General features: G+C 55.2%; 23 protein-coding genes. 15 read left to right on the top strand and 8 right to left on the bottom strand.

All coding sequences use genetic code 11. The features are described from left to right. Positions 1–37 precede the first annotated feature (37 nt). Positions 38–442 (top strand): ester cyclase, encoded by a 405-nt coding sequence (locus V9K67_RS25250; protein ID WP_336727605.1) that lies wholly within the window; start codon positions 38–40, stop codon positions 440–442. Between the two features lie 126 nt (positions 443–568). Next, positions 569–1,438 (top strand): pirin family protein, encoded by an 870-nt coding sequence (locus V9K67_RS25245; protein ID WP_336727603.1) that lies wholly within the window; start codon positions 569–571, stop codon positions 1,436–1,438. Between the two features lie 74 nt (positions 1,439–1,512). On the opposite strand, the gene polA is transcribed toward V9K67_RS25245, so the two are convergent. The 5 genes from polA to V9K67_RS25220 all read right to left on the bottom strand — a co-directional run bounded on the left by polA (position 1,513) and on the right by V9K67_RS25220 (position 10,399). After that, positions 1,513–4,335 carry a DNA polymerase I gene (polA, locus tag V9K67_RS25240; RefSeq protein WP_336727601.1) on the bottom strand — a complete coding sequence of 941 codons (2,823 nt, stop codon included), beginning with the start codon at positions 4,333–4,335 and terminating at the stop codon, positions 1,513–1,515. A gap of 97 nt (positions 4,336–4,432) precedes the next feature. After that, positions 4,433–6,460, bottom strand: coding sequence for an excinuclease ABC subunit UvrB (uvrB, locus tag V9K67_RS25235; RefSeq protein WP_336727597.1), 2,028 nt, complete (start codon positions 6,458–6,460; stop codon positions 4,433–4,435). A gap of 76 nt (positions 6,461–6,536) precedes the next feature. Further along, positions 6,537–6,989, bottom strand: a complete 453-nt coding sequence (locus V9K67_RS25230) for a methylglyoxal synthase (protein ID WP_336727596.1) — start codon at positions 6,987–6,989, stop codon at positions 6,537–6,539. A gap of 352 nt (positions 6,990–7,341) precedes the next feature. After that, positions 7,342–8,343, bottom strand: coding sequence for a recombinase RecA (gene recA / locus V9K67_RS25225; protein WP_336727593.1), 1,002 nt, complete (start codon positions 8,341–8,343; stop codon positions 7,342–7,344). A gap of 415 nt (positions 8,344–8,758) precedes the next feature. Then, a complete protein-coding gene (locus V9K67_RS25220; RefSeq protein ID WP_336727591.1) occupies positions 8,759–10,399 on the bottom strand; it encodes an ABC-F family ATP-binding cassette domain-containing protein in 1,641 nt (546 codons plus the stop codon). 127 nt (positions 10,400–10,526) lie between these two features. Between V9K67_RS25220 and V9K67_RS25215 the strand changes: the two genes are divergently transcribed. Beyond that, positions 10,527–10,736 (top strand): hypothetical protein, encoded by a 210-nt coding sequence (locus V9K67_RS25215; protein ID WP_336727589.1) that lies wholly within the window; start codon positions 10,527–10,529, stop codon positions 10,734–10,736. Between the two features lie 27 nt (positions 10,737–10,763). On the opposite strand, the gene V9K67_RS25210 is transcribed toward V9K67_RS25215, so the two are convergent. After that, positions 10,764–11,501, bottom strand: a complete 738-nt coding sequence (locus V9K67_RS25210; protein ID WP_336727587.1) for a phosphatase PAP2 family protein — start codon at positions 11,499–11,501, stop codon at positions 10,764–10,766. 148 nt (positions 11,502–11,649) lie between these two features. Here V9K67_RS25210 and V9K67_RS25205 point away from each other — a divergent pair, with 148 nt between their 5' ends. From V9K67_RS25205 to V9K67_RS25195, 3 genes are all read left to right on the top strand, one after another. Further along, positions 11,650–11,886, top strand: coding sequence for a KTSC domain-containing protein (locus V9K67_RS25205; protein WP_336727585.1), 237 nt, complete (start codon positions 11,650–11,652; stop codon positions 11,884–11,886). A gap of 155 nt (positions 11,887–12,041) precedes the next feature. Then, complete coding sequence (locus V9K67_RS25200; protein ID WP_336727583.1) at positions 12,042–12,416, top strand: response regulator; 375 nt, start codon at positions 12,042–12,044, stop codon at positions 12,414–12,416. Positions 12,417–12,436: 20 nt separating this feature from the next. Further along, the gene (locus V9K67_RS25195; RefSeq protein ID WP_336727581.1) at positions 12,437–12,796 is read left to right on the top strand and encodes a hypothetical protein; all 360 of its coding nucleotides are present in this window, start codon (positions 12,437–12,439) and stop codon (positions 12,794–12,796) included. Positions 12,797–12,923: 127 nt separating this feature from the next. Here V9K67_RS25195 and V9K67_RS25190 read toward each other — a convergent pair whose 3' ends face one another. Further along, positions 12,924–13,802, bottom strand: coding sequence for an SDR family NAD(P)-dependent oxidoreductase (locus V9K67_RS25190; protein ID WP_336727579.1), 879 nt, complete (start codon positions 13,800–13,802; stop codon positions 12,924–12,926). Between the two features lie 215 nt (positions 13,803–14,017). Between V9K67_RS25190 and V9K67_RS25185 the strand changes: the two genes are divergently transcribed. From V9K67_RS25185 to V9K67_RS25145, 9 genes are all read left to right on the top strand, one after another. Next, positions 14,018–16,249 (top strand): helix-turn-helix domain-containing protein, encoded by a 2,232-nt coding sequence (locus V9K67_RS25185; RefSeq protein WP_336727577.1) that lies wholly within the window; start codon positions 14,018–14,020, stop codon positions 16,247–16,249. Between the two features lie 97 nt (positions 16,250–16,346). Continuing rightward, positions 16,347–18,668, top strand: a complete 2,322-nt coding sequence (locus V9K67_RS25180) for an ATP-dependent helicase (protein ID WP_336727575.1) — start codon at positions 16,347–16,349, stop codon at positions 18,666–18,668. 103 nt (positions 18,669–18,771) lie between these two features. Continuing rightward, on the top strand, positions 18,772–19,764 hold the full coding sequence (locus V9K67_RS25175) for a 2-hydroxyacid dehydrogenase (protein ID WP_336727574.1): 993 nt from the start codon (positions 18,772–18,774) through the stop codon (positions 19,762–19,764). Between the two features lie 172 nt (positions 19,765–19,936). Next, positions 19,937–20,719 carry a hypothetical protein gene (locus V9K67_RS25170; RefSeq protein ID WP_336727572.1) on the top strand — a complete coding sequence of 261 codons (783 nt, stop codon included), beginning with the start codon at positions 19,937–19,939 and terminating at the stop codon, positions 20,717–20,719. Between the two features lie 78 nt (positions 20,720–20,797). Continuing rightward, entirely contained in the window at positions 20,798–21,637 is an 840-nt protein-coding gene (locus V9K67_RS25165; protein WP_336727570.1) for a hypothetical protein, read from the top strand. 181 nt (positions 21,638–21,818) lie between these two features. Next, entirely contained in the window at positions 21,819–22,415 is a 597-nt protein-coding gene (locus V9K67_RS25160; RefSeq protein ID WP_336727568.1) for a NifU family protein, read from the top strand. A 105-nt stretch (positions 22,416–22,520) separates the two neighbouring features. Then, positions 22,521–23,147, top strand: a complete 627-nt coding sequence (pnuC, locus tag V9K67_RS25155; protein ID WP_336727566.1) for a nicotinamide riboside transporter PnuC — start codon at positions 22,521–22,523, stop codon at positions 23,145–23,147. Positions 23,148–23,188: 41 nt separating this feature from the next. Further along, positions 23,189–23,719: an AAA family ATPase gene (locus tag V9K67_RS25150; RefSeq protein ID WP_336727564.1), complete on the top strand. Its 531-nt coding sequence runs from the start codon at positions 23,189–23,191 to the stop codon at positions 23,717–23,719. Positions 23,720–23,730: 11 nt separating this feature from the next. Next, on the top strand, positions 23,731–25,398 hold the full coding sequence (locus V9K67_RS25145; RefSeq protein ID WP_336727562.1) for an ArnT family glycosyltransferase: 1,668 nt from the start codon (positions 23,731–23,733) through the stop codon (positions 25,396–25,398). 41 nt (positions 25,399–25,439) lie between these two features. Here V9K67_RS25145 and mtgA read toward each other — a convergent pair whose 3' ends face one another. Next, complete coding sequence (gene mtgA, locus V9K67_RS25140) at positions 25,440–26,159, bottom strand: monofunctional biosynthetic peptidoglycan transglycosylase (protein ID WP_336727560.1); 720 nt, start codon at positions 26,157–26,159, stop codon at positions 25,440–25,442. Between the last annotated feature and the right edge of the window lie 223 nt (positions 26,160–26,382).

Below are 26,382 nucleotides of genomic sequence, written 5' to 3'. Positions count from 1 at the left end.
GTTTTTATCTTTAAGCATCACCAAAAACAGCCAGAACATGCGCAATGCTGCATCCACCTGCTCCTTCAAATGGTTCGAAGAAGTCTGGAACAAAGGCCGCAGGGAAGCCATAGACGAATTGCTTGCCAGCGATATCCTTATCCATGGCCTCGGGGCCAATGGCGCACCGCTCCAGGGAAGTGACCACTTTAAACAGTATTATGATGCCTTGCAACAGCAATTCCAGGACATCCATTTCACCGTGGAAGATGTCATCAGCCAGGACGATATGGAAAGCGCCCGTTGCACCGCTACCGCCACCCATAAGGAGAACGGCAGGCAAGTGCGGTTTTGCGGACTGAGCCTGGTACGCATTCAAAACGGTAAATTCGTCGAGGCCTGGAACTATTTTGACTTTTTAAGCATGTACCGGCAGTTGGGCCAGGAGCTGCCGCTCCAATAACTGTTGTATGCCGCTCTTTCAGGGCTGTTTTTCTTAAGCTGCATCAAGGGTATTTCTTATCCTTCATCAATGGATTCCGCCTGCCCGCAGGGGTACATTTGTTCTTTCTCAAAAAGGAACAACAATATGAAAAAGCAGATAGAAAAAATCATTGCCCGCCCTGTCCGTCCCGGTATGGTGGGCGATGGCTTCAGGGTGTACAATTACATACCGGGAACACACGATCTGCAACGCAGGCTCAGCCCTTTCCTGATGCTGGACTTCAATGCGGAATTCGACTTCGGGCCTTCCGAAACCATCCGGGGCGTCAGCGTGCACCCGCACAAGGGATTTGAAACCGTGACCATCGCTTATAAAGGCAGCGTGGCGCACCACGACAGCGCCGGCAACAGCGGCGTGATCCATCCCGGCGACGTGCAATGGATGACGGCCGGCGCTGGTATCCTGCACAAAGAATACCACGAAGAAACCTTTTCCCGCGCCGGCGGCCCCTTTGAAATGGTGCAGCTGTGGGTCAACCTTCCGAAAAAAGACAAGCTGACGCCGCCGCATTACCAGGGCATCACGGCCGGCCAGATGGGACAGGTAACCCTGCCGCACAACAGCGGATTGGTAAATGTTATTGCCGGCCGGTTCAACGAAGTCGCCGGTCCCGCGGCCACGTATACGCCCGTCAACCTGCTGGACATCAAGCTGAACGAAGGCGGCGAAGTGACGGCAACCATTCCGGCGGCGCACAACACGGCCCTGCTGGTGGTGAACGGCAGCGTGGAAGTGAACGGCGAAACCGCCGCAGAGCACAGCATGGTGCTTTTTAAAAATGAAGGCGAAGACATCCAGGTCAAAGCCCTGGAAAAAAGCGTCCTCCTGCTGTTAAGCGGTGAGCCCATCGAAGAGCCGATCGTTTCCTACGGACCTTTCGTGATGAATACCCAGGAGGAGATCCGCGAGGCGATACAGGAATTCCAGTCGGGCAAGTTCGGCGTGCTGGAATAAAAGAAATAAAATCATAAAGAGAAGGGGCGGGAGTTGATGCATCCCGCCCCTTCTCTTTATAATTTTCAGGATTTCTAGTGCGCTTCCAGCCAGTTGGCGCCGGAGCCTACTTCGGCAATGATGGGAACGCCGTTGGGCAGTACCATGGCCGACTGCATGCATTCGAGGATCACCGGTTTTATTATTTCCACTTCTTCCTTCAGGGCGTCGAACACCAATTCGTCATGCACCTGCAGGATCATGGTCGAGCGGAAACCGTGTTGCTTAAAGGCTTCGTGCACGCTGACCATCGCCAGCTTGATCATGTCGGCCGCCGTTCCCTGGATGGGCGAGTTGATGGCGTTGCGTTCGGCAAAGCCCCGCACGGTAAAGTTGGCGGAGTTGATGTCGCGCAGCCAGCGCTTGCGGCCCATCACCGTTTGTACATAACCGTTCTTTTGGGCGAATTCGATCATTTCGTCCATGTAGCGGGTAACGCCCGAAAATTCCTTTTTGTAGTTGTCGATAATGGTCTTGGCCTCGGCCCGGCTGATGCCCAGGTTCTCGGCCAGCCCGAAAGCGCTTTGGCCGTACACGATGCCGAAATTCACGCTCTTGGCTTTGCGCCGCATATCCTTGGTAACGGCCTCTTCTTCCACGTTGTACACCTTGGCGGCGGTGGCGGTATGAATGTCCTTGTTCTGGCGGAAGGCTTCGCACATGCTTTCGTCACCGCTCAGGGCGGCTACGATGCGCAGCTCGATCTGCGAATAGTCGGCGCTGATGAGGATATGGTTGTCGTCGCGGGGGATAAAGGCCCGGCGGATCTCGCGGCCCCTTTCGGTGCGGATGGGAATGTTTTGCAGGTTGGGGTTGTTGCTGGACAGCCTGCCGGTAACGGCGATGGCCTGCCCATAGTTGGTATGCACCCGGCCGGTCTTGGGGTTGATCAGCTGCGGCAGCGCATCCACGTAGGTCGATTTCAGCTTGGTGTACTCGCGGTAGGCCAGGATGTTGTCCACTACGGGGTGTTCGGCCGCCAGCTTGCTCAGGACGTCTTCCCCGGTAGCATACTGGCCGGTCTTGGTTTTTTTGGCCTTGGGGTCGAGCTTCAGCTTTTCAAACAGCACCTCGCCCAGTTGCTTGGGCGACCCCAGGTTGAAGCGCACGCCGGCAGCCTCGTATACTTTTTCCTCGTGCTCGCGGGCTTCCGCGTCCAGCACTTTAGAATAATCTTTTAAAAAGTCCATGTCGATGCGCACGCCTTCGTACTCCATGTCCACCAGCACGGGCACCAGCGGGTTTTCCACTTTGTCGAAAACGTTTTTAACGTCCAGGGTTTCGAGCTGCGGCAAAAAGATGTTCCGGAACTGGAGGGTCACGTCGGCATCTTCCACGGCGTATTCGGTCACTTTGTCCAAGGGCACGTCGCGCATGGTGCCCTGGTTCTTTCCTTTCTTGCCGATCAGCTCTTCGATATGAATGGGTTCGTAGCCCAGGTACTTGGCGCTCAGCCAGTCCATGTTGCGTTTGCCGTCGGGCTCGATCAGGTAATGGGCCAGCAGGGTATCGAACAGGCGGCCTTTCAGCTGTACGCCGTACCATTTCAGCATCAGCAGGTCGTACTTCAGGTTGTGGCCGATCCACAGTTTCGATTCATCCTGGAAGAGGGAGGCAAACAGCCCCAGGATGCGGCGGGTTTCGTCGGCATCGTCGGCGGGTACCGGCACGTACCAGCCCTGGCCGGGCTGGATGCTGAACGAAAAGCCTACCAGGTCGGCCATGTTGGCGTCGATGCCGGTGGTTTCGGTATCAAAGGAAATCTCGGTTTGCCCGCTTAATTCTTTGACCAGCTCATTTATGGCGTCATCGCCTACTACGGATTTGTAGTCGTGGGGGGTATTGCGGATGTTTTTGCCGGGCTGCACCACGGAGGCTTCCTCGGGTGCTTCCACGGCTACGGGGGCTTCGGCCACGGGGGTGCCGAACAGGTCGGCCTGCACGCCTACGCTGCTTTTGCGGGCGGCGACGGGTTCGCCGAAATCCTCGCCCAGCAGCCGGCGCCCCACGGCGCGGAACTCCAGCTCGGTAAATACTTCTTTGAGGGCTTCCTTGTTCCACTCCTTCAGACGGAAGTCTTCCTCATGGAATTCGATGGGCACATCGGTGATGATCGTCGCCAGTTTTTTGGACATGATGGCCGCTTCTTTGCCGGCCCTGATCTTTTCGCCCAGGGCGCCCTTGATCTTGTCGGCGTTCTCTACAACGGCTTCCAAGGTTCCCCATTCGGTCAGCAGCTTGCAGGCGGTCTTCTGGCCCACGCCGGCAACACCGGGAATGTTGTCCACGGCATCGCCCATCAGTCCCAAAATATCCTTTACCTGGTCTACCGACTGGATGCACCATTTCTCACATACTTCCTTGGGTCCCATGATCTCCACGTCGCCGCCCTGGTAGCCGGGCTTGTAGATCTTTACCTTTTCGCTGACCAGCTGGCCGTAATCCTTATCGGGGGTGACCATAAAGACTTCGTAGCCCAGCTTTTCGGCCTGCTGGCTCAGGGTGCCGATCACATCGTCGGCCTCGAAGCCATCTTTTTCGATGATGGGGATGTTCAGGCCGCGGATGATGCGTTTGATATCGGGAATGGCCAGCTGCAGGTCTTCGGGGGCTTCCTGGCGGTTGGCTTTATAGGCTTCGTAATCGGTATGCCGCTCGGTAGGGGCCGAGGTATCGAAGCAGACCGCCATGTGGGTGGGTTTCTGGTTGTTGATCAGCTCGATGATGGTATTGGTAAAGCCGAACTGGGCATTGGTGTTTTTTCCTTTGGTAGTGATGCGGGGGTTGCGGATCAGGGCGTAGTAGGCCCGGAAGATCAGCGCCAGGGCATCCAGCAAAAAGACTTTCTTTTCTTCCATAAAGGCGAAAGTAGTTAATTGGGATATTAGTTAATTGGGAATTAGGAGATTGGGCCTAATACCCAATTAACCAATTAACTAATATCCCAATTCCTCCCTACTTCATGCCTTCCAGCTTCTTTTGAAGGGAGAACATTTCATCGCGGAGGCGGGCGGCTTCCATGAAGTCCATGTCGCGGGCCGCCTTTTCCATTTCCTTGCGGGTTTTGGTGATGGCCTTTTCCAGCTGGGGAATGGTGGTGTATTCGGCGCCCTCTTCGGCGGCATGGGTAACGATCTCCTCCACGGCCAGGGGCGAATCGGCGTCATAGCCCTTGATGTCCAGCACCGAGGTTTGCGCCATGATCTGCTCCTTGCTTTTGGTAACGGTGCGGGGCACGATGCCGTGCTCCAGGTTGTGGGCCATCTGCTTTTCGCGGCGGCGGCTGGTTTCGTCCATGGTGCGCTGCATGCTTTCGGTGATCTTATCGGCATAAAAGATCACCAGGCCTTCGGCATTACGGGCGGCGCGGCCGGCCGTCTGGGTCAGGGAGCGCTCGTTGCGCAGAAAACCTTCCTTGTCGGCGTCCAGGATGGCCACCAGCGACACTTCGGGCAGGTCGAGGCCTTCCCGCAGCAGGTTCACCCCTACCAGCACGTCGATGACGCCCAGGCGCAGGTCGCGCAGGATCTCGATGCGCTCCAGGGTGTCCACGTCGCTGTGGATGTATTTGGATTTGATGTCGATACGTTTGAGGTATTTGTCCATTTCCTCGGCCATGCGCTTGGTGAGGGTGGTCACCAGCACGCGGTGGCCCCTTTTCACCCGCTTGTCGATCTCGTCCAGCAGGTCGTCGATCTGGTTCACGCTGGGGCGCACCTCGATGGGCGGCTCCAGCAGGCCGGTAGGCCGTACCACCTGTTCCACTACTACACCGCCGGTTTGCTCCAGCTCGTAATCGCCGGGGGTGGCCGACACGTAGATCGTCTGGTTCAGCAGGTTCTCGAACTCGTGGAAGTTCAGCGGCCGGTTGTCCAGGGCGGAGGGCAGGCGGAAGCCGTAGTCCACCAGGGTCATCTTGCGGCTGCGGTCGCCGCCATACATGCCGCTCACCTGCGGGATGGTCTGGTGGCTTTCATCGATCACGCAGATAAAATCTTTGGGGAAGTAGTCCAGCAAACAGAACGGGCGGGTGCCGGGCTGGCGGCGGTCGAAAAAGCGCGAATAGTTCTCGATGCCGTTGCAAAAGCCCAGCTCGCGGATCATTTCCAGGTCGTATTCTACCCGCTCCTTCAGGCGCTGGGCCTCGATGAACTTGCCGACGCTTTTAAAGTACTCCACCTGGGCTTCCAGCTCGTCCTGGATATCGTAAAGCACCTGCTGCATGATGTCCTTGGGCGCCACGTACAGGTTGGCCGGGAAAATGGCCGCATTGTCCAGCTTGCCGATGCGCTTGCCGGTTTCCACGTCGATGCTTTCGATCTCCTCGATCTCGTCGCCGAAGAACGTCACCCGGTAGCCAAAGTCCACGTAGGGCAGGTTGATGTCCACGGTATCGCCCTTGACCCGGAAGGTGCCGCGGGTAAATTCCACGGTAGTGCGGTTGTACAGCGAGCTCACCAGCGAGTGCAAAAAGCCCTGCCGCGACAGCTCATCTCCCTTTGCGATGCGGACGATGCCGCTTTCGTAGTCGGTGGGGTTGCCCATACCGTAGATGCAGCTGACGCTGGCCACCACGATAATGTCCCGGCGGCCGGATAGCAGGCTGGTCGTGGCCCGCAGGCGCAGCTTATCCAGCTCTTCATTGATGTTGAGGTCTTTTTCGATGTAGGTGTCCGTCACCGGCATGTAGGCTTCCGGCTGGTAGTAGTCGTAGTAGGAAACGAAGTACTCCACGGCATTGTCGGGGAAGAACTGCTTGAACTCGCCGTAGAGCTGGGCCACCAGGGTCTTGTTGTGCGTCAGCACCAGGGTGGGACGCTGGACCTTCTGGATGACGTTGGCCACGGTAAAGGTCTTGCCCGAGCCGGTAACTCCCAGCAATACCTGGTGTTTTTCGCCCCGGCTGATGCCTTCGCTCAATTCGTTGATGGCGCCGGGCTGGTCGCCCGCCGGCTGGTATGGTGCGGAAATGGTAAATGGCATAGATTGGAAAAGTTAACCACCCGGTCCGGTGCAACATCTGTGCTAGGAAAGCAAAACAGCCGGAGCGAATGAAATCTTAAATATTCCTTTTCAGATAACCGCTGTAATCAGGAACGGATACGGTGTAATCTTCCTTCATCAGCAGGGAGGTCAGGATATAGTCGGCGGTGGTGCGGTTGCAGGCCATCAGGATGTTCCAGGCTACCGCCAGGCGCAACAGGGCTTTTACGTCGCTGTCGTGGGGCTGGGCTTCCATGGGATCCCAGAAAAAAACGATCATGTCCAGGTTGCCTTCGGCGATCAGGGCGCCGATCTGCTGGTCGCCGCCCAGCGGGCCGCTGAACACTTTGCGCACCGGCAGGCCCAGGTTCTCTTCCAGCAACTTGCCGGTGGTACCGGTGGCCACCAGTTCGTGGGGAGCCAGGAACTCCCGGTTGGTAGTGGCCCAGTCGACCAGGTCCTTCTTTTTATTGTCATGAGCGACCAATGCAATGCGCTTTTTACTTCCCAGCGTCCGGATTTGACTCATATCGTTTTTTTTAGTGGGGCTGAAGGTAAAAAAATATCCTACTGAGCCCTTATTTCCCATCAATATTGGCCATTCGGGCCGGAAATTAAGTGTCAAAGATGGCTTTTTAGCCACCTCTAAAAACCATTAAGCATTCATTCACAATCACTTATACATATGGCAGAGTAATTGATAGAATTCAGGCGGTACTTGACTATTTGATGAGTTTTTTTATAAAGGATTTCTGAAAAACCACCAATCGTACCCCGATTAACACCCGATTTTCACTTGGACACCGTTGCTGACCTATCAAAACACATAAGGCCTGTATCATCAGATACAGGCCTTATTATTTGGAGGAAACCTGCGGGGCTTAGGAAGCCTGCAGTTCCTTTACTTTCTCGCGGATTTTTCCTTCGATTTCATCTGCCAGGGCCGGGTTGTCCTGCAGCAGGGTTTTTACCGCTTCGCGACCTTGTCCCAGCTTATCGCTGTTGTAGCTGAACCAGCTGCCGCTTTTCTGCACGATGCCCATTTCCACGCCCAGGTCGAGGATCTCACCGATCTTGGAGATGCCTTCTCCGAACACGATATCGAACTCGGCATTGCGGAACGGGGGTGCAACCTTGTTTTTCACCACTTTCACCTTTACGCGGTTACCGATGGCTTCTTCGCCGTCCTTGATCTGGCTCATCCGGCGGATATCCAGGCGAACGGAGGCGTAGAATTTCAGGGCGTTACCGCCGGTAGTGGTTTCGGGGTTACCGAACATTACGCCGATCTTTTCACGCAACTGGTTGATGAAGATACAGATGGTGTTGGTTTTGCTGATGGTGGCCGTCAGCTTCCGCAGGGCCTGCGACATCAGGCGGGCTTGCAGCCCCATCTTGCTGTCGCCCATTTCACCTTCCAGCTCACCTTTGGGTACCAGGGCGGCCACGGAGTCGATCACCACCACGTCCAGGGCTCCGGACAGGATCAGGCGGTCGGCGATTTCCAGGGCCTGCTCGCCGTAGTCGGGCTGCGAGATCAGCAGGTTGTCCACGTCCACGCCCAGCTTTTGCGCATAGTTGCTGTCAAAGGCGTGCTCGGCATCGATAATGGCGCACATGCCGCCTTTCTTCTGGGCCTCGGCGATCACATGGGTCGCCACGGTGGTTTTACCGGAGCTTTCAGGACCGTAGATCTCCACGATCCGGCCTTTCGGCAAGCCGCCCACACCCAGAGCCGAATCCAGCCCGATGGAGCCCGTGGATACCACTTCCAGTTGCTGTTCGCCTCGTTCGTTCATCATCATAACGCTGCCCTTACCAAAGTCCTTTTCGATCTTGTCCATGGTAAGCTTGAGCGCTTTCAGTTTTTCGCTATTTGACATGTTTTTCGTTTATAAAAGTGATAAGAATGAGGACTGGATCTCTCGGCTAAATCCCGGTCATTCTCGAATTTTTTGTGGTTGTAAAACTAATGATTTTAGCAAAATTTACCCAGAAAAAAAGACCTTTTTGCCACTAAATATATGTGAAAAGGACCGGCTTCCTGGGGTTAATTTCCGGCCGGGAAAATCCCGGAAAAATGTAAAATGTAGAATATAAAATTTAAAATGTAAAATAAGGATAATGCATGAAAGGCGGCCGCATTGCTCCTATTTTTAAAGCAGGTACCCCGGTCCAGTTATCCTGGGAGGCGTTATCCATATTTTACATTTTAAATTTTACATGCTACATTTTACATTTCCAATAATAAAAAAGGGCACCCGGAAGTGCCCTTTTTTTATTATTGGAAGTACCGTCCTATGCCATAACAGCCTGGCCGTACATTTCTTCGCGCAATTGCTTTACGCGCTTGTCTTCGAGGTATTCGTCAAAAGTCATCAGGCGGTCGATGATGCCCTTGGGCGTCAGCTCGATCACCCGGTTGGCCACGGTTTGCATGAAAGTGTGGTCATGCGAGGTCAGCAGCACAATGCCGGGGAAGGCGTTACAGCCTTCGTTGAAGCTTTGGATGCTTTCCAGGTCCAGGTGGTTGGTGGGCTGGTCCAGCACGATCAGGTTGGGGTTCTGCAGCATCATGCGGCTCACCATGCAGCGCACTTTTTCTCCCCCGCTCAGTACCGTGGTCTTTTTCGCGATATCATCGCCGCTGAACAGCATTTTGCCTAAAAAGCCTCTCAGGAAGGGCTCGTCGGCATCGGTAACGTGCTGGGGCACGTACTGGCGCAGCCATTCCAGCAGGCTCAGGCCGTTTCCGAAGAATTCGTTGTTCTCCAGGGGCAGGTAGGCCTTGGTGATGGTGGTACCCCATTCGAACTTGCCGCCGTCGGCTTCGAGGTTGCCGTTGATAATTTCAAAGAAGTTGGTCACCGCCTGGGGATCCTTGCTCAGGAAGGCGATCTTCTGGCCCTTGTTGACGCTGAAGGTCACCTTGTCGAACAGCTTGCGGCCTTCTACCGAGCTGGACAGGTTCTCCACGTTCAGGATCTGGTTGCCCACTTCGCGCTGGGGCTGGAAGATGATGCCGGGGTAGCGGCGGTTGGAGGGCTCGATCTCTTCGATGGTGAGCTTCTCCAGGGCCTTTTTCCGGGCAGTGGCCTGGCGGCTTTTGGAGGCGTTGGCCGAGAAGCGGGCGATAAAGTCCAGCAGGGCCTGGCGCTTGTCTTCCACTTTCTTGTTCTTATCGCTCAGCTGGCGGGCCATCAGTTGCGACGACTCGTACCAGAAGGTATAGTTACCGGTAAAGATCTTGATCTTCTGGCGGTCGACGTCGGCCACGTGGGTACAAACGGCGTCCAGGAAGTGACGGTCGTGCGATACCACCAGTACGACGTTCTCGTATTCGGCCAGGAAATTCTCCAGCCAGCCGATGGTTTCGATATCCAGGCCGTTGGTCGGTTCGTCCAGCAGCAGGATGTCGGGGTTGCCGAACAGGGCCTGGGCCAGCAGCACCCGCACCTTCATGTTGGAGGAGACGTCCTTCATCAGGCTCTGGTGGAGGTCTTCCTTAATGCCCAGGTCGCTCAGAAGGGTGGCGGCATCGCTTTCGGCCGTATAGCCGCCCATTTCGCCGAATTCGCCTTCCAGCTCGCCGGCACGCATGCCGTCTTCCTCGGTAAAGTCGGCCTTGGCATAGATGGCATCCCGCTCGTGCATCACCTTCCAGAGCTTGTCATGGCCCATCATAACGGTATTCAGCACAGTTACCTCGTCAAAGGCAAACTGGTTCTGCTTTAAAACCGCCATGCGTTCGCCCGGGGTAATGACCACCGAACCCTTGTTGGGCTCGATCTCGCCGGATAATATTTTTAAAAATGTGGACTTTCCCGCTCCGTTGGCCCCGATGACCCCATAACAGTTGCCTTTATTGAAAGTGAGGTTCACTTCGTCAAAAAGCACGCGTTTGCCGAACGAAAGCGTCACATTATTTACTGAAATCATTTATTAAAAAATTTGAGGTGCAAAAGTAGCTAATCGGATGGGTTTTGAGCTAGAAGATTCGTTAAACCTAAAGGCCTCCGGCCCGTACTGGCAAAATAATTGAAAGCTAAACCCTAAATGAATGATTATGAAAAGGCTTTTTGTTATGGCGGCAGTAGTTTTTGCCCTGAGCGCCTGCAACAGCGACGGCGCCAGGGGCGAGGGAGGATCAGTAGATGACGGCATAGCCCCGGTCGACCGCGACGGCGCCCTGCGCAGCGATACCGGCATACAGTATACGCCGGAAACAGACACGGCTAAGGGCGAGGACCGGGTGGATGTCCAGCCCCGGAAATAACCCATTTCCCGGGGCCGCCCCCGGGAATTATTTTACTTTTTGGGGCAGGGCGGGCTCCTGCACCAGGGCATTCAGGTTGCGCTTGCTGTATTTTTCCAGCTGGTTCAGGGTCCACACGCAGATCACCAGCCACAAAAGGCCCACGCAAAAGCCGGCCACCACGTCGCTGGCGTAGTGCACCCGCAGGTAAATGCGGGTAAAGCCGATAACCAGGATCAGCAGCAGCAATAGGGCGATAAGGGTCCATTTCAGCCCTTTTTGCTTGATGGAGTGCCAGACGATATAGACCAGCAGCCCGTAAAAGGTAACGCTCATCAGGGCATGGCCGCTGGGAAAGCTCAGGCCGCGGGCCTCCTCGAGCAGGGGGGTGAGGGGGCGGGGCCGCTCGAACACGAACTTCAGCCCGAACATCAGCGCCAGGCTGCTCAGGGCAATGGCCGGTACTTTGATGGAATACCAGCGGTGCCTCCGGATAAATAGAAAATAGGCGATCAGCACCAAATTAGCCGGAATGAGGAATTTATGGGTCCCCAGGAAGGTAAAGGCCTGCATGATCTCGTTGTTGCGCGGATTGACATGGGTACTGAGGTAAGTAAAGACCTTTTCGTCGAAGGCATTGTTGTGCAGGTAAAACACCCGCCGGACCATGTACACAAACAGCGCCAGGGCGCCCGTAAACAAGGCCAGTACTATTAGCATTTCCACCGAAAGCAGCGCCACCGCCGCCCAGAATTTCTTAATCCGCTCCCTGAGTCTTCTAACCATAACCGGACTGCTGCAAACAATGTGCTGTTTTGAACAGTTCCTAAGTTCCTAAGTTAGAAGCTAGCCGTTTGGAATTACGACAACTCAGGAACTTAGGAACTCGTTAAGCTGTTCTGGTATAATTTTTTCAAGCTTAAAAGCTCGTGCTATGAGTAAGCCCGTATTTACCACCAAGTCTTCCACCATACACCGCCTGGAGTACCTGGAAGAAGAGAAGATCCTGGAAATCGAATTCCGGTCGGGGAACGTGTACCGCTACCACAACGTGCCGCCCCGCCTCTGGAAGGTCTTCCAGCTCTATCACGAGGTGGACGGGTCGGCCGGTGCGTTTTTCAACGAGTACATCAAGAACCAGTTTACGTCGGAAAAAATAAAGGAAGGGTAATTTCTCCCCCTATTTCACCGGATTAAATTTGCGAAGTACCCGCCTAATTTTTTACATTTGAATTTCTATCCATTTTCCGTCCTTTTTAGACCCGGAGCGTTCGAAAAGCGGTTGCATCATTAGACCAGAGCGGCATAAAAAAACATAGGGTATACATGGAGAAAATACTGATCATAGATGATGACCCGGATGTAATCACTGTCCTGCAGTTGTTACTGAAGAAGAAGGGCTACCAGGTGGCAACGGCTTCCAGGGAGGGCGAGGCATATGAACAGGTGGCGACCTTCCATCCCGACCTTATTGTGATGGACGTTTTATTGTCCGGCGTGGACGGCCGCGATATCTGCAAAAAATTAAAAAGTTCCGAAGACCTCAAAGACATTCTCATTATCATGTTCTCCGGGCATCCCAGCGCCCAGAAGAATTACGCGGATTTCGGGGCGGACGACTTCCTGCCCAAACCTTTTCAAAGCGCCCGGCTGCTGGAACGCATCGAAACCCACCTGGCAAAAAAAAAGGCCAGTTCGTAGAATAACCGCAGCTTCTGTAAATGAAATTCCGCATTTATACCTCCTGGATACAGGGCATCTACACCTTTCTGACCGCCGTCTGGCCCATCGTGGACATCGAAAGCTTCCTAAAAGTTTCCGGGTATAAAACCGATATCTGGCTGGTCAAGACCGTCAGCCTGCTGCTGCTGTCCATTTCCCTTTGCCTTCTGCTGAGCATTTTCTCCAAAGGCCCCTACCTGCCCATAACGGTACTGATGCTGACCCTGTCGGTCAGCCTTGCCTACGTGGACTTCTATTATGCCCTGAATGATACCATCAGCAACATCTACATGGCCGATGGCGCAGCCCAGGTCGTCTTTACCTTTTGCTGGCTCTATATCCTGGCCCGGAAAAAATAACCATTCGTGGCGGACCGCTGCCGGCGGATGATAAAGCAGGCAAGGAGCCGGAAAACCTCCTTCGGTTCCGCCCCCTGCTCCTTTATTTGCTATTTGTCTGCTTCCGCAGATACATGCTTTCAATAAATCATATATTTCCCTGGTTGCCCCGCCGCATATCGGTAGCCCCATCCTTGCTATGCTGCAGGTGCAGGTCGCCTGTGGGCTCGTGTTTCACATCCTTGTCGGCCTCTTCTCCTACCGGTCCTTTGCCAATGGTAATGCCGCCATCCACGAAGAACAGGGTGCCCGTCACGTAGGAGGCTTCGTCGGAAGCCAGGAACAGGTAGGCATTGGCAATTTCCTCCGGTGTGCCCCTCCTGCCCAAGGGCGTTCCGGCTACGATCATCTTCTCATGCTTTTTCTTCATGGGACCGGTTTCCTTATGGGTCCATGCGGTATCGATGGCGCCCGGGCACACGCAGTTGGCCCGCACGCCGTGCTTGGCCTGCTCCACCGCTATGCCGCGGATAAAGGAATGGATCCAGCCCTTGGTACCCCCGTAGGGCGCATTTTCGGCCAGCCCGTTCAACCCCGCTTCCGAGCCGGCGGCCAGCACCACGCCCTTGGTTTTCTTCAGTTCCGGCAGGGCGAACTTGGTCATCAGGAACACCGTGCGCACATTGTTGCGCAGCAGGTATTCAAACGCTTCCGTGGGATAGTTGTAAATTTCTTCCATCACCGGGAACACGCCGGCATTATTTACCAGGATGTCCAGCTTCCCGTATTGCGCCACGGCAAAGGCAACGCATTCCATGGCATTGCTGTCGATGGAAATATCTGCCACAAACGGCGAAGCCTCGCCCCCCATTTTGCGGATGTCGTCCACCACATCCTGCACCGGGTCCTCGGGAAAGCCGTTCACCACCACTTTTGCCCCTTCCAGCGCAAACTTTTTCGATACCGCCTCTCCTATACCCGTAGCCCCTCCCGTTACAATAGCAACCTTACCTTCTAAACGTCTCATATGTTCAGGTTTAATTGAATAAATTGATCCCTGCAAACGCCTGAAATAGCATGCCAAACAAGGTTTAGGGTATTGGTTAATTGGGGTATCAGGGTATTTGGAATCCCGGCAGAAAGCTTGTTTTGCCAAGGGCCCAATACCCAATGAACCAATTAACCAATTCCTTTTTACTTTAATATTACCTTCGCGTTTTTCCCCCTATATTGGCGCCCTTTATGAGTGTAAGCTTTACATCGAATCCCATCTTCAATAAAGCGGTTTCCTTTGTGAACCAGACCAGCCGCCACCTGTTCCTGACGGGTAAGGCCGGTACCGGCAAGACCACGTTCCTGAAGTACATCCGGGAGCACAGCTTTAAAAAAATGGCGGTGGCCGCGCCTACCGGCGTAGCGGCCATCAATGCGGGGGGCGTTACCCTGCATTCCCTGTTCCAGCTGCCCTTCGGCGCCTACCTGCCCACGCAGGAAAGCAACTGGGGCGTTTTTGACGGCCGGGTAAACAACCAGCACAGCCTTTTTAAAAACCTGCGCCTGGCGGGCTCCAAGCGCGAGCTGCTGCGGGAGCTGGACCTGCTGATCATCGACGAGGTGTCGATGGTGCGCGCCGACCTGCTCGATGCCGTGGACGCCGTACTGCGGCATGTGCGCCGTCAGCCCCTGGTGCCTTTCGGCGGGGTGCAGGTCGTCTATATCGGGGACCTGCTGCAGCTGCCGCCCGTGGTGCAGAACGAGGAATGGGAGCTGCTGAAGCCCCACTACCGCAGCCCCTTCTTCTTCGACGCCCACGTGATCCAGGAAGCGCCCCCGGTCTTTATCGAGCTGAAAAAGATCTACCGCCAGAGCGATGACACCTTTATCGATATCCTCAACAACATCCGCAACAACAGCTGTACCCGGGCCGACCTGGAGCGCCTGCACCAGCACTACCACCCGGGCTTCCAGCCGCCGGAGAACGAGCACTACATTACCCTGACCTCGCACAACAGCAAGGCCGACACCATCAACCGGCGCGAGCTGGAGAACCTGCCGGGCAAGGCCCACTCCTTCAAGGCCGAGGTGGAGGGCGATTTCAACGACCGCTCCTACCCCGCCGAAGAAACCCTTCAGCTGAAGGAAGGCGCCCAGATCATGTTCATCAAGAACGACAAGGGCGATGCCCGCCGCTTCTACAACGGCAAGATCGGCCTCATCAAAAGCATTACGAAAGACCGCATCCTGGTCTCTTTCCCCAACGAATCCGCCGACCTGGAGCTGGAACAGGAGCTGTGGCAGAACATCCGCTACAATTACGACAAGGAGGCCGACAAGGTGGAGGAGGAAGAGCTGGGCACGTTTAAGCAATACCCCATCCGCCTGGCATGGGCCATCACCATCCACAAAAGCCAGGGCCTGACCTTTGAGCGGGCCATCATCGACGCCGGCGCCTCCTTTGCCCCCGGCCAGGTGTACGTGGCCCTGAGCCGGCTGACGAACCTCGAAGGGCTGGTGCTGCATTCGCGGATCCACCCCTCCTGCATCAGCACCGACGTAAGGGTGCTGGAGTTCGTAAAAAAAGAATGGACGGAAGAAGAGCTGCAGGCCGTGCTGGAAGAGGAACAGCAGGTGTTTATCAAGCAGTCGTTGCTCAAAGGCTTCGACTGGCAGAAAATGCTGGAAACCGTGCGGCAGCACCGCCAGGACATACTGGAACGGGACCTGCCCCGCAAAGATCTGGCCATCGCCTGGGCGGGCACCGCCCTGTCCGAGTCGGTGAAGCTGAGCGAGGTGGCCGTAAAGTTTACCCGCCAGCTGGACCAACTGTACGTGGCGGCCGAAGGCGGCTACCAGCAACTGTACGCCCGCACGAAGGCGGCCGTGGACTATTTTGCCAAAAGCATCGACGAGCAGCTGCTGGCGCCCCTGGACCTCCACTTCGAGGAAATCAAAAAGGAAAAGAAGGTAAAACGCTACCTGAAAGAGCTGACCGACCTGAAGCGGGAGTTCCTGCGGCAAAAGCAGGTACTCGAGCGGGCCCTGCACCTGGCCGAGGGCATGCTGAAGGCCAGCGGCGACCTGCTGCAGCTGGCCCAGGACATTTACCAACCCCTGGCGGTGGAAGTAAAGGAAGAGGAAAAGGCCGTGAAGGCCGCCGGCAAAGCCCCCAAGGGCGAAACCAACCGCATCAGCCTGCAAATGTATAAGGAGGGCAAAACCATCGCGGAGATCGCGGCCGAACGGAACCTCACCTTCAGCACCATCGAAGGCCACCTGGCGTCGTTCATCACCAGCGGCGAAGTGGACATCCACGCCCTGCTGACGCCCGCCAAGCTGGAAAAGATCCTGCAGTTGCTGAAGGCCCAGCCGGAAGTGCCGCCCACCGGCCAGCTCAAAAACCGCCTGGGCGACGAATTCTCCTACGGCGACATCAAGGCGGGCTTGAGCTATTGGGAAAAGACCAAAAGAGGATAGAGGGAGTTTGGCCCTATAAATAAATAATTCACAACCATTTACGACCAACTCCAAACCCCAGCCTACAAACTCCAAACTAACTCTTTAACTTCGCGGCATGCAAGATTACCTGAAGGGATTGAACGCCAACCAGCACGAAGCTGTGGTGACCACCGAAGGCCCGTTAATGATCGTGGCCGGCGCCGGCAGCGGCAAAACCAAAGTATTAACCACGCGCATCGCCCACCTGATGGCCAAGGGGGTGGATGCCTTTAACATATTGGCCCTGACCTTTACCAACAAGGCGGCTGCCGAGATGAAAGAGCGGGTAGAGCACATTTTACAAAACCGCGAGGCCCGCAACCTCTACATCGGCACCTTCCACAGCGTGTTCGCCCGCATCCTGCGGGGCGAAGCGCACCGCCTGGGGTATCCCAACTCGTTCACCATCTACGATACCGACGACGCCAAAAGCGTGATCAAGACCGTGGTGGCCGAACTGAACCTGGACGCCCAGCACTACAAACCCGCGGCGGTCTACAACCGCATCTCGGGCGCCAAGAACGGACTGGTGACCCCACGGGAATACATCAACGACTACGCCATCCAGCAGGAAGACATGCGGGCCAACCGCCCCATGATCGGCGCCATCTACGACGCCTACGCCAAACGCTGCTTTAAGAACGGCGCCATGGACTTCGACGACCTGCTGTTCAAAATGTACGAGCTGCTGAAAAACTTCCCGGAGGCCCTCCACAAGTTCCAGCACAAGTTCAAATACATCCTCATCGACGAGTACCAGGATACCAACCCCGCCCAGTACGAGATCATCAAGCTGCTGGGCGCCGCCCACGAGAACGTGTGCGTGGTGGGCGACGACGCGCAAAGCATCTACGGCTTCCGCGGCGCCACCATCCAGAACATCCTCCAGTTCCAGCAGGATTACGAAGATGCCAAGGTGATCAAGCTGGAACAGAACTACCGCAGTACCCAGAGCATCCTGACGGTTGCCAACGAGGTCATTAAGAAGAACAAAGGCCAGATCCCAAAGAACCTGTGGACCGAAAACTCCGCCGGTGAAAAGATCAAGCTGGTACGCACCATGACCGACAACGACGAAGGAAAGTTCGTGGCCGACGCCATCCAGGAACAAAAGCTGCGCAACCATTTTAAGAACAAGGATTTCGCCATCCTGTACCGCACCAACGCGCAAAGCCGCTCCTTCGAGGAAAGCCTGCGCCGCGCCAGCATTCCCTACACCATCTTCGGGGGCATTTCCTTCTACCAGCGCAAGGAAGTGAAGGACTATATTGCTTACCTGCGCCTGATCGTGAACCCCAAGGATGAAGAGGCCCTGAAGCGCATCATCAACTACCCGGTGCGCGGCATCGGCAAAACCTCCATCGACCGCGCCGTGCTGGCCGCCAACGAGGCCGGCATCAGCATGTGGGAAGTGCTGGAGGCGGCCTCCGAGTTCGGCTTCCGCGCCGGCACCCTGCAGGCCATCCAGGAATTCGTGCTGATGATCCGCTCCTTTGCCAGTATGCTGGGGACCAAAAACGCCTACGACATCGCGTTCCACGTGGGCAAGCAGACCAACTTTGTAAAAGAACTGTTCAACGATAAATCGACCGAAGGGGTACAGCGCTACGAGAACATCCAGGAGCTGCTGAACTCCATCAAGGAATTTACCGAAACCCCCATGAGCGAGGAAAGCGGCGAAGTGGGCGATAAAGGACTCGGCACCTACCTGCAGCAGATTACCCTGCTGACCGATGCCGACCAGAAAGACCCCAACGCCGACACGGTAAAGATGATGACCATCCACGCCGCCAAAGGACTGGAGTACCCCGTGGTATTCGTAGGCGGTATGGAAGAAACGCTGTTCCCCAGCGGCATGAGCATCAACACCCGCGAGGAGCTGGAGGAAGAGCGCCGGCTGTTCTACGTGGCGGTGACCCGCGCCAAGGGAAGGCTGTACCTGTCGTACGCCAACACCCGCTACAAGTTCGGCCAGTTGTCGGCCAATGAGCCCAGCCGCTTTATTGACGAGATCCCTGCCGACTACCTCGACCGCAGCTATGCCGGCGGAGGCGTCAAAAACCAGAGCGCCGGCCGCAGCATGGGCAGCGCCTTCGACCGCCTGCACGGCAATACCCGCAAAACGGAGGAAGCGCCGAAGGAAAAAACCTTCGTTTCCACCATTATCAGCAACGGCGCCAAGCCCAAGGAAGTGGCGCACAACCCCTCGGCCAACTTCGTGCCCAGCGATATCGCACAACTACAGGTGGGCAACCGGGTAGAGCACCAGAAATTCGGTTTCGGTGAAGTGCTGAAGCTCGAAGGCTCCGGACACAACCCCGTAGCCACGATCCGCTTCGATACCAACGGCGAGAAGAAGATCATGCTGAATTATGCCAAGCTGATGATCATAAAATAGTCATCCGGGGCATTCCGAAATAAAAAGTACTTTAGAGACGAAAGGCGAATCTTTTAAGAGAAAAGCCTTTCGTCTTTTTTATTGGATTCAATTTTTTCCCGCAATGAAAATCACCTTCTTTTCCACGCAGCCTTACGACAAAGAATTCTTTACCCGGCACAACGAGGCATTCGGCTTTGAGCTGGAATTTTTCGAAATGGCCCTGGACAGCAAAACCGTAAGCCTGGTCAGCGGGTCGGAAGCGGTTTGCGTTTTTGTCAACGACAGCCTTCCTGCCGATGTCATCCGGCAACTGGCCCAGCGGCAGGTAAAGACCATCGCCCTGCGCTGCGCCGGCTTCAATAATGTGGACCTGCCGGCAGCAAAAGAAATGGGGATCCGCGTATGCCGGGTACCGGCTTATTCGCCCGAAGCGGTAGCCGAACATGCCGTGGCCCTGATCCTTACACTCAACCGCAAAACACATAAAGCGTATAACCGTGTACGTGAACAGAACTTTTCGCTGAACGGGCTTATGGGCTTCGACCTTTACGGGAAGACGGTAGGTGTGGTGGGCACGGGAAAGATCGGCGCCGCCTTTTGCCGCATCATGAAAGGATTCGGCTGCCGGGTGCTGGCATTCGACCTGTTCGTGGACCCGGTGCTGGAACGCGAAGGCATCGAATTCGTTCCCCTGATGGAGCTGCTGCGGCAGTCGGATATCATTTCACTGCACACGCCCCTGAACGACCAGACCAAGCACCTGGTCAGCAAAAGCACCATTGCCCTGATGAAGCGGGGCGTGATGATCATTAATACCAGTCGCGGTGCATTGATCCAGACAAAGGATGCGATCGATGCCCTGAAGACAGGCCAGATCGGAGCCCTCGGCCTGGATGTATACGAGCAGGAGGAAAAGCTGTTCTTCCGCGACCTGTCGGGAGATATCATCGCGGATGATCTTATCCAGCGGCTTATGAGTTTTCCCAATGTGCTGGTGACGGCACACCAGGCTTTCTTTACGCGGGAAGCGCTGGACCAGATCGCCCTGGTCACCCTTTCCAATATCAAGGCCCTGGCTGATAGCGACACCGGTTTACCGGGCCTGCTGGCATGATAGAAGAAGCAATAGACAATAAGCAACAGGCAAGGAAGATGGAGTGAATTTATTGGGTGGTGTTGACGAAGGTTAAAAAAAGTTAGCCCGTGTTTTTAAACCCTGCATTATGTTTCGCGTCTTAAAAACACGAAAACGCTTAATACATAAAACCAACGAAAACACTTAATCTATGAAATCAATGAAGACTTCCATGCTGCTGCTGGCAGCTACTTTTGGCGCCTCCGTATCTTTTGCACAAGCAGGCCTGGGCATCAGCAGCGCCACCCGCATTACCGGTTCTGTGAACGCTACCACGCAGGCCGCTACCAAGGCTACTACGCAGGCCGCCGCCCAGGCAGCGACCAAAGCAGCCGTCGGAGTAGCCGCCGGAGCTACCACCCAGGCAGCAGCCGCCACCCGCAGCGCCGTATCCGCAGGCGCCTCCACTGCCGCAAAAGCAACCGCCACTACATCCACTGTTGCACATACAGCACTGAACAACAGCGTTCAAACCACTACCTCCGTTACCAACGACCTGAAAAACAGCGCGGATGTATCGGCCAACGCCCGCCTGAAAACACAGGCTGGTGTACATGCTTCCGAAGAAGCCAAAGCCCACGCCAACGGCAACTCCGCCGTACTGAGCCTGCCCGCAGAAGCCGACGTGGAAAGCGCCACACAAACCAATACACAGGTACGTGTAAACGGAAAGAAAGCGATTGAAAAGACAGAGAAAACAGCAGCCGATATTCAAACCGATGTAGCAGCGAAAAAAGATGCCGCCGTAAAGACATCGGCCGCCGCTAAAGCCGAAGCAGAGAACAAGGCAGCCGCCGGACTGCAAACCGCTAAAGAACAAACCGTAAAAGCCGGCGGTAAAGTAAAAACGGAAGCCCGTGCAAAAGCCCAGGCTGAAACCAAGGCTTCGGCACAGGCAAAAACGAATACAAGCGCCCAGGTACAGGCAAAATAACCATCTCCTTCCCACCCTATTACCGGCATCCCATTCCTTTCCTGAATGGGATGCTTTTTAACCACCCTGACCATAACCATGAAAAAGATTTTCAACACCCTGCTGGTGAGCAGCCTCTTATTGTCCTTCCTGTCCGTAAAAGCACAGACAACCGACTCCACCGCCCGCCCGGCAAAGCCCCAGTTCAAAGTAAGCATCAACTACAACAGCGGGTTAAACTATTACGGCCGTACCGACAACCTGAAAAGCAGCGGCCTGTTCCCCATGGCCGAACTCTGGATCTCTCCCAAATGGTACGTCAATGCGGCGCCGGTCTTCGTCAACAACGCCGAGACCTCCATGGAGTACGCCGGCACCGTTTCCACCCTGGGCTTTCTGCACACTACGGATAAATGGCTTACCAACCTGTATGTGCTGAAACCCTTTTACAAGGAAAGCAGCGACCTGGTGCAGTCGGCCCTGAAAGCCCAAAGCGGCGCCAACCTGGCCTTTCTGAACAAGGTGCTGAACCTGAACCTGGGCGGCGACGTTAAATTCAGCAACAAGGTGGATTTCGGCGCCTCTGCCGGGGTAGACCATATCATTCGCATCCAAACTTCGCCCAAAAGCGTGCTGGTGCTCGACCCCTCGGTTTATGCCTATGCTGGCACCCAGCAGTTCTCCCGGACGTATTTGCAAAAAAGCAACCACCTGCTGTTTCCCCGCAACCAGCAGGTAACGGAGACCGTACAGCAGTTCAACCTGCTGTCCCTGGAAGCCTCGGTCCCGGTGATCTTCTCCACCGGCAAGGTGCAGGTGCTGCTGACACCGGCCTACGTGGTGCCTAAAAACCTGGTCAGCGTAGAGGGCCGGCCCGACCTGTCGGAAAAAGGGGAAAAAATGTTCTATGCCACCGCCGGCGTGAAGTATACCTTTTAGGAATCAGGCAGGCTGAGCAGTAAGAACGAATTCCGGAGCCTAACCGGCCCCAAACCTAATTCCCCATTCCAAATACCCTAATTTCCCATTCCCTCCGTGAGGCTTTAGGGTTTCTTTCGAACTTTTGGACGCCTTGCTGGGAAAATAATCGGTAATTTTGGTGTCTCTAAAAAGTCGACACATGATTAAGACCGGAAACCCCATAATTAGCATTTACACCGAGATGACCCCGAACCCGGAAACCATGAAGTTTGTTGCCAACAAGCTTTTATACCCCGGCAAAAGCATTGATTTCCCGGATCAGGAGAGTGCAAAACCCTCGCCCCTGGCGCTGGAGCTGTTTGGTTTCCCCTTTATTAGGTCCGTATTTATCGCTTCCAATTTTGTAACGCTGACGAAAACCCACGAAACCGACTGGGACGACGTGATCCCCTCGATCCGCCAGTTCCTGAAAGAATACCTGGAAGAAAACAAGCCGGTGATCAATGAAGACGAGATCGTGGCCCTGAAGCCCGAAAGCAGCAACGTGATCGAGGCTGACGACAGCGACGTGGTGAAACGCATCAAAGAACTGCTGGACAACTATGTGCGCCCGGCAGTGGAAATGGACGGCGGCGCCATCCAGTTCAAAAGCTACGAGAACGGCCGGGTAAACCTGATGTTGCAGGGCTCCTGCAGCGGCTGCCCCTCCAGCATGATCACCCTTAAAGCCGGTATCGAAGGCATGATGAAACGCATGATCCCCGAAGTACGCGAAGTGGTGGCCGAAGCGGAATAACAAACGATCATCAAAGTGACTATAAATAATAAAAGCGGCCCCGGGGCCGCTTTTATTATTCGGGACCGGGATGCCTGGATTTTTGAACCTGCTTATCTTCACGCCATGTCTTTGCAGGAATTTTGGCAGCAGTTCGTGGCCGGCATGCAGCAAACCACGCTGCTGGAGTATGTGGCGGTACTGGCCGGCATCGCCTCGGTCTGGTTTTCCCGGAAGGAAGATATCCTGGTATATCCTGTCGGGCTGGTCAGCACCCTGATCTATGTGTACCTGAGCTTCAACTACCACCTGATCGGCGAGGCCAGCGTCAACATTTATTACTCGGCCCTGAGCATCTGGGGCTGGTACCTCTGGGCCCGCAAAGACCGTGAACACCATCCCGTGCTGCACATCACCCACTCCACCCGCAAGCAATGGCTGCAGCAGCTGGCCTTCTTCGGCATACTGTACGTCCTGATCTACCTGGCGCTGGTATACCTGAAAACCGCCTTCTATCCCGGCGTCATTCCCTGGGGCGACTCCTTTGCCAGCGCCACCGCCTACACCGGCATGTGGCTGATGGCGAAAAAGAAAGTGGAAAGCTGGTACTGGTGGATCGCCACCAACATCGCCTCCGTCCCCCTGTATTTTGTAAAAGGACTGGTATTTACCTCCGTCTTTTATTTCATCCTGCTGCTGATGGCATTTTGGGGACTGGCCGAATGGAAGCGGCGGGCGCAAAGCGCCCATTAATTGGGGGATTGGCGTTAATTCGTGTACTTCGTGTATTCATTATGGTCAGAAAGATCGTTATCATCGGGCCGGAATCCACCGGCAAAAGCACGTTGTGCCAGCAACTGGCAGACTATTACGGCACGGTATGGTGCCCGGAATACGCAAGGGAATACCTGATCGAGAATGGAAAGGACTATACCTACGAAGACCTGCATCATATTGCCCGGGGACAACTGCAGCTGGAAGACAACCTGCTGTCTGAAGCCCGGAACAACTTTTACTTTATCGATACGGACATGCGGGTGATGAAGGTATGGTGCGAAGTGGCCTTCAACGACTGCCCGGCCTGGATCCTGAAAAGCATTGCCACCCGCCCCTACGACCTGCACCTGCTGTGCGATGTGGACCTGCCCTGGGTAGCCGACGAACTGCGCGAATACCCCGACCCTGCTTTCCGTCAGCGGCTGTATAAAATGTATCTCGACCTCATGGTGGCCCATCCCGGTAACTGGGCCGTGGTCTCCGGCTCGTATGCCGACCGGCTCCAGGCCGCCATCACCATTATTAATGCACATTTCCCCCATCCGTAACCCCCAGGCTCATGAACGCATTTGTACAAAAACACCACCGCACCCTTTTTTACGCCACCTGGTTTCTCGTGGGCATGCTGCAGGCTTCGTTCAGCGAGCTGCTCGATGATGAAGCTTATTACTGGGTCTTTTCCCGCTTCCTTGACTGGGGGTATTTCGACCACCCGCCCATGACGGCCCTGCTGATCCGGATGGGAACGGCCCTCTTCCCCGGCGAGCTGGGCGTGCGCCTGCTGATGGTGGTGCTGAACACCCTGACGATCTTTCTCTGCGAAAAGCTGACGGACAAAAAAGATCCGGCCACCTTTTACCTGGTCTGCTTTTCCCTGGCGGTACTGCAGATCGGCGGTTTCCTGGCCGTGCCCGATAACCCGCTGATGTTCTTTACGGCCCTGTTCTTCCTGGCGTACCGGCGCTTTGTCACCACACCTTCGGTTGCCCATACGTTTTTGATGGCGGTGGTCACCACCTTTCTGTTATACAGTAAGTACCATGCTGCGCTGATCATCCTGTTTACCCTGCTGTCGAACCTGTCGCTGCTGCGCCGGTGGCAGACCTATGTCGCCGGGCTGCTGGCCCTGCTCTTCTACCTGCCGCACCTGTGGTGGCAATACGGGCACGACTGGATCAGCTTTCGCTACCACCTTTTCGAGAGCAATGTGAACCCCTACAAGGTTTCGTACACCCTTGACTATATACTGGGGCAGATCCTGATCGCCGGCCCGCTGGCAGGGGTCATTTTCTGGAACGCCGTTGTCCGCTACCGCACCCTGTCGCTCACCGAAAGGGCGCTGAAGGCAACAGGCATCGGCATTTTCCTGTTCTTTTTCCTGAGCAGCTTCCGCGGCCGTGTGGAAGCTAACTGGACCGCCCCCGCCATTATCCCGATCATCGTGTTAAGCCACCAATACCTGCTGCAGCATGCGAAGGCCCGGCGTTGGACGGTGCGCCTGCTGGCGCCCACCCTGGTGCTCGTAGTGCTCCTGCGTACGGTCATCGTGTTTGACCTGGTGCCGGTCAAAGCGGTAGCGGAACGTTTTCATTCCTGGAAAGGCTGGCCACAGGAACTTTTTCAGAAAACACACGGCCTGCCGGTGGTGCTTTCCAGTTCCTATCAAAACTCCTCGAAATACTGGTTCTATTCCGGGCAGCCTACGTACTCGCTGAACGAGTACATGCGTCGCCGCAACAACTACAACTTCTGGCCCATCGAGGATTCGCTGTTCGGGCGGCCGGTCGTCGTGTTCAATGCCCCAACACCGGAAGGCCCCCAGGATAGCCTCGCCACACCCATCGGAACGATCCATTATTCGTTCGACAGCAGCTTTCATTCTTTTTCTAAGGTCATGGTGCGGCCGCAGGAGAAAGACTATGCCACTACAGGAAATGGGGAGGTAGTGCTGAATGCCGCCACCACCTTACCCGATGCCTACCGCAAATACCTGTTGGAGCATCCCCAGGTTGATTTCCCTGTCAAGGCCGGCCTTTTTGATAAGAAGGGATGGCTAAAGGATGTGGAGCTGCCCCTTACCCTGCAGCAACTGGTACGGCAGCAAACGGTTTCCGTCCGTATCCGGCCCGAGCTTCCGGAGGGCACCTACTTTATCCGGTTCGCCATCGGATCCGATGCGGGCTGGTTCTCCCACAACAGCGATAAAATCAAGCTCCTGATTCAATGATAAAAAAGAAAGGTACCAGCTCACTCCTGGTACCTTTCTTTTTACTTCTTTGTGTGGATGATCGCCTGGATATCCGCGTCATCTTCGAGGTGGTTCATTTGCCGCTGTACCCAGCTGCTGCGGCGGGCCACAAAGCCGGAAACGGGTTTCACGGTGAATTTTTTCGGGTTGGGCAGGCAGGAAGCGATCAGGGCAGCTTCCCGGCGGGTGAGCCGGTCGGCGCTTTTGCCGAAATACTTTTTCGCTGCTGCTTCGGCCCCGTATATGCCTTTGCCCATTTCAATAACATTGAGGTAAACTTCCAGGATCCGCTTTTTGCCCCAGATCCATTCGATCATCTTGGTAAAATAGACCTCGAGGCCTTTGCGTATCCAGCTTCGGCCCTGCCAGAGGAACACGTTTTTGGCCACCTGCTGGCTGATGGTGCTGGCGCCCCGGACGCGGTTGGGTTTGCGCTTGTTGTATTTCATGGCTGCCTCGATGCTTTTCCAGTCGAAGCCGCTATGGTCGGGGAAGATCTGGTCTTCCGAAGCGATGACCGCCAGTTTCATATTGTAGGAAATTTCGTCATCGTCCACATAATCCCGGCTGAGGCCGTCGCCTGAGAACAGGCTTCCCAGTTGTGTCAGGGTAAATGGCGGGTCGATCCATTTTAACGCCACCAGGTACACCAACTGGAAAAGGAAAAGAATAAGCACCCAACGCCTGATGAAGCGCCAGAGGCGCATGGGAAAAGATAATGCCGGCGATACTTTTTTCATGCAGGGTGCAAGATAAAGGGTCGACCGGGATTTAGGGGTGATTAATCGATAAAATGATTAATAGGAAAAGCAATCGGGCAAAGCAAGTAATGCTAATCCGGGAAGTTCTAAAACGACAAAAGCCTCTTCCGAAGAAAAGGCTTTTGTGAATAAATATGGCAGCTACCTACTCTCCCGCAACTAAATGCAGTACCATCGGCCAGAAGGGGCTTAACTTCTCTGT

The sequence above is a fragment of the Huijunlia imazamoxiresistens genome (assembly GCF_037132455.1).
Lineage (GTDB): Bacteria > Bacteroidota > Bacteroidia > Chitinophagales > Chitinophagaceae > Flavisolibacter > Flavisolibacter imazamoxiresistens.
The sequence above is the reverse complement of the archived record's forward strand: the minus strand, read 5'-3'. Positions and strand labels throughout refer to the sequence as shown.

Excerpts from the sequence above, each read along its gene's own strand:
- V9K67_RS25250 (WP_336727605.1), top strand. The coding sequence starts at position 38 with ATGCGCAATGCTGCATCCACCTGCTCCTTCAAATGGTTCGAAGAAGTC.
- V9K67_RS25245 (WP_336727603.1), top strand. The coding sequence starts at position 569 with ATGAAAAAGCAGATAGAAAAAATCATTGCCCGCCCTGTCCGTCCCGGT.
- polA (WP_336727601.1), bottom strand. The coding sequence starts at position 4,335 with ATGGAAGAAAAGAAAGTCTTTTTGCTGGATGCCCTGGCGCTGATCTTC.
- uvrB (WP_336727597.1), bottom strand. The coding sequence starts at position 6,460 with ATGCCATTTACCATTTCCGCACCATACCAGCCGGCGGGCGACCAGCCC.
- V9K67_RS25230 (WP_336727596.1), bottom strand. The coding sequence starts at position 6,989 with ATGAGTCAAATCCGGACGCTGGGAAGTAAAAAGCGCATTGCATTGGTC.
- recA (WP_336727593.1), bottom strand. The coding sequence starts at position 8,343 with ATGTCAAATAGCGAAAAACTGAAAGCGCTCAAGCTTACCATGGACAAG.
- V9K67_RS25220 (WP_336727591.1), bottom strand. The coding sequence starts at position 10,399 with ATGATTTCAGTAAATAATGTGACGCTTTCGTTCGGCAAACGCGTGCTT.
- V9K67_RS25215 (WP_336727589.1), top strand. The coding sequence starts at position 10,527 with ATGAAAAGGCTTTTTGTTATGGCGGCAGTAGTTTTTGCCCTGAGCGCC.
- V9K67_RS25210 (WP_336727587.1), bottom strand. The coding sequence starts at position 11,501 with ATGGTTAGAAGACTCAGGGAGCGGATTAAGAAATTCTGGGCGGCGGTG.
- V9K67_RS25205 (WP_336727585.1), top strand. The coding sequence starts at position 11,650 with ATGAGTAAGCCCGTATTTACCACCAAGTCTTCCACCATACACCGCCTG.
- V9K67_RS25200 (WP_336727583.1), top strand. The coding sequence starts at position 12,042 with ATGGAGAAAATACTGATCATAGATGATGACCCGGATGTAATCACTGTC.
- V9K67_RS25195 (WP_336727581.1), top strand. The coding sequence starts at position 12,437 with ATGAAATTCCGCATTTATACCTCCTGGATACAGGGCATCTACACCTTT.
- V9K67_RS25190 (WP_336727579.1), bottom strand. The coding sequence starts at position 13,802 with ATGAGACGTTTAGAAGGTAAGGTTGCTATTGTAACGGGAGGGGCTACG.
- V9K67_RS25185 (WP_336727577.1), top strand. The coding sequence starts at position 14,018 with ATGAGTGTAAGCTTTACATCGAATCCCATCTTCAATAAAGCGGTTTCC.
- V9K67_RS25180 (WP_336727575.1), top strand. The coding sequence starts at position 16,347 with ATGCAAGATTACCTGAAGGGATTGAACGCCAACCAGCACGAAGCTGTG.
- V9K67_RS25175 (WP_336727574.1), top strand. The coding sequence starts at position 18,772 with ATGAAAATCACCTTCTTTTCCACGCAGCCTTACGACAAAGAATTCTTT.
- V9K67_RS25170 (WP_336727572.1), top strand. The coding sequence starts at position 19,937 with ATGAAATCAATGAAGACTTCCATGCTGCTGCTGGCAGCTACTTTTGGC.
- V9K67_RS25165 (WP_336727570.1), top strand. The coding sequence starts at position 20,798 with ATGAAAAAGATTTTCAACACCCTGCTGGTGAGCAGCCTCTTATTGTCC.
- V9K67_RS25160 (WP_336727568.1), top strand. The coding sequence starts at position 21,819 with ATGATTAAGACCGGAAACCCCATAATTAGCATTTACACCGAGATGACC.
- pnuC (WP_336727566.1), top strand. The coding sequence starts at position 22,521 with ATGTCTTTGCAGGAATTTTGGCAGCAGTTCGTGGCCGGCATGCAGCAA.
- V9K67_RS25150 (WP_336727564.1), top strand. The coding sequence starts at position 23,189 with ATGGTCAGAAAGATCGTTATCATCGGGCCGGAATCCACCGGCAAAAGC.
- V9K67_RS25145 (WP_336727562.1), top strand. The coding sequence starts at position 23,731 with ATGAACGCATTTGTACAAAAACACCACCGCACCCTTTTTTACGCCACC.
- mtgA (WP_336727560.1), bottom strand. The coding sequence starts at position 26,159 with ATGAAAAAAGTATCGCCGGCATTATCTTTTCCCATGCGCCTCTGGCGC.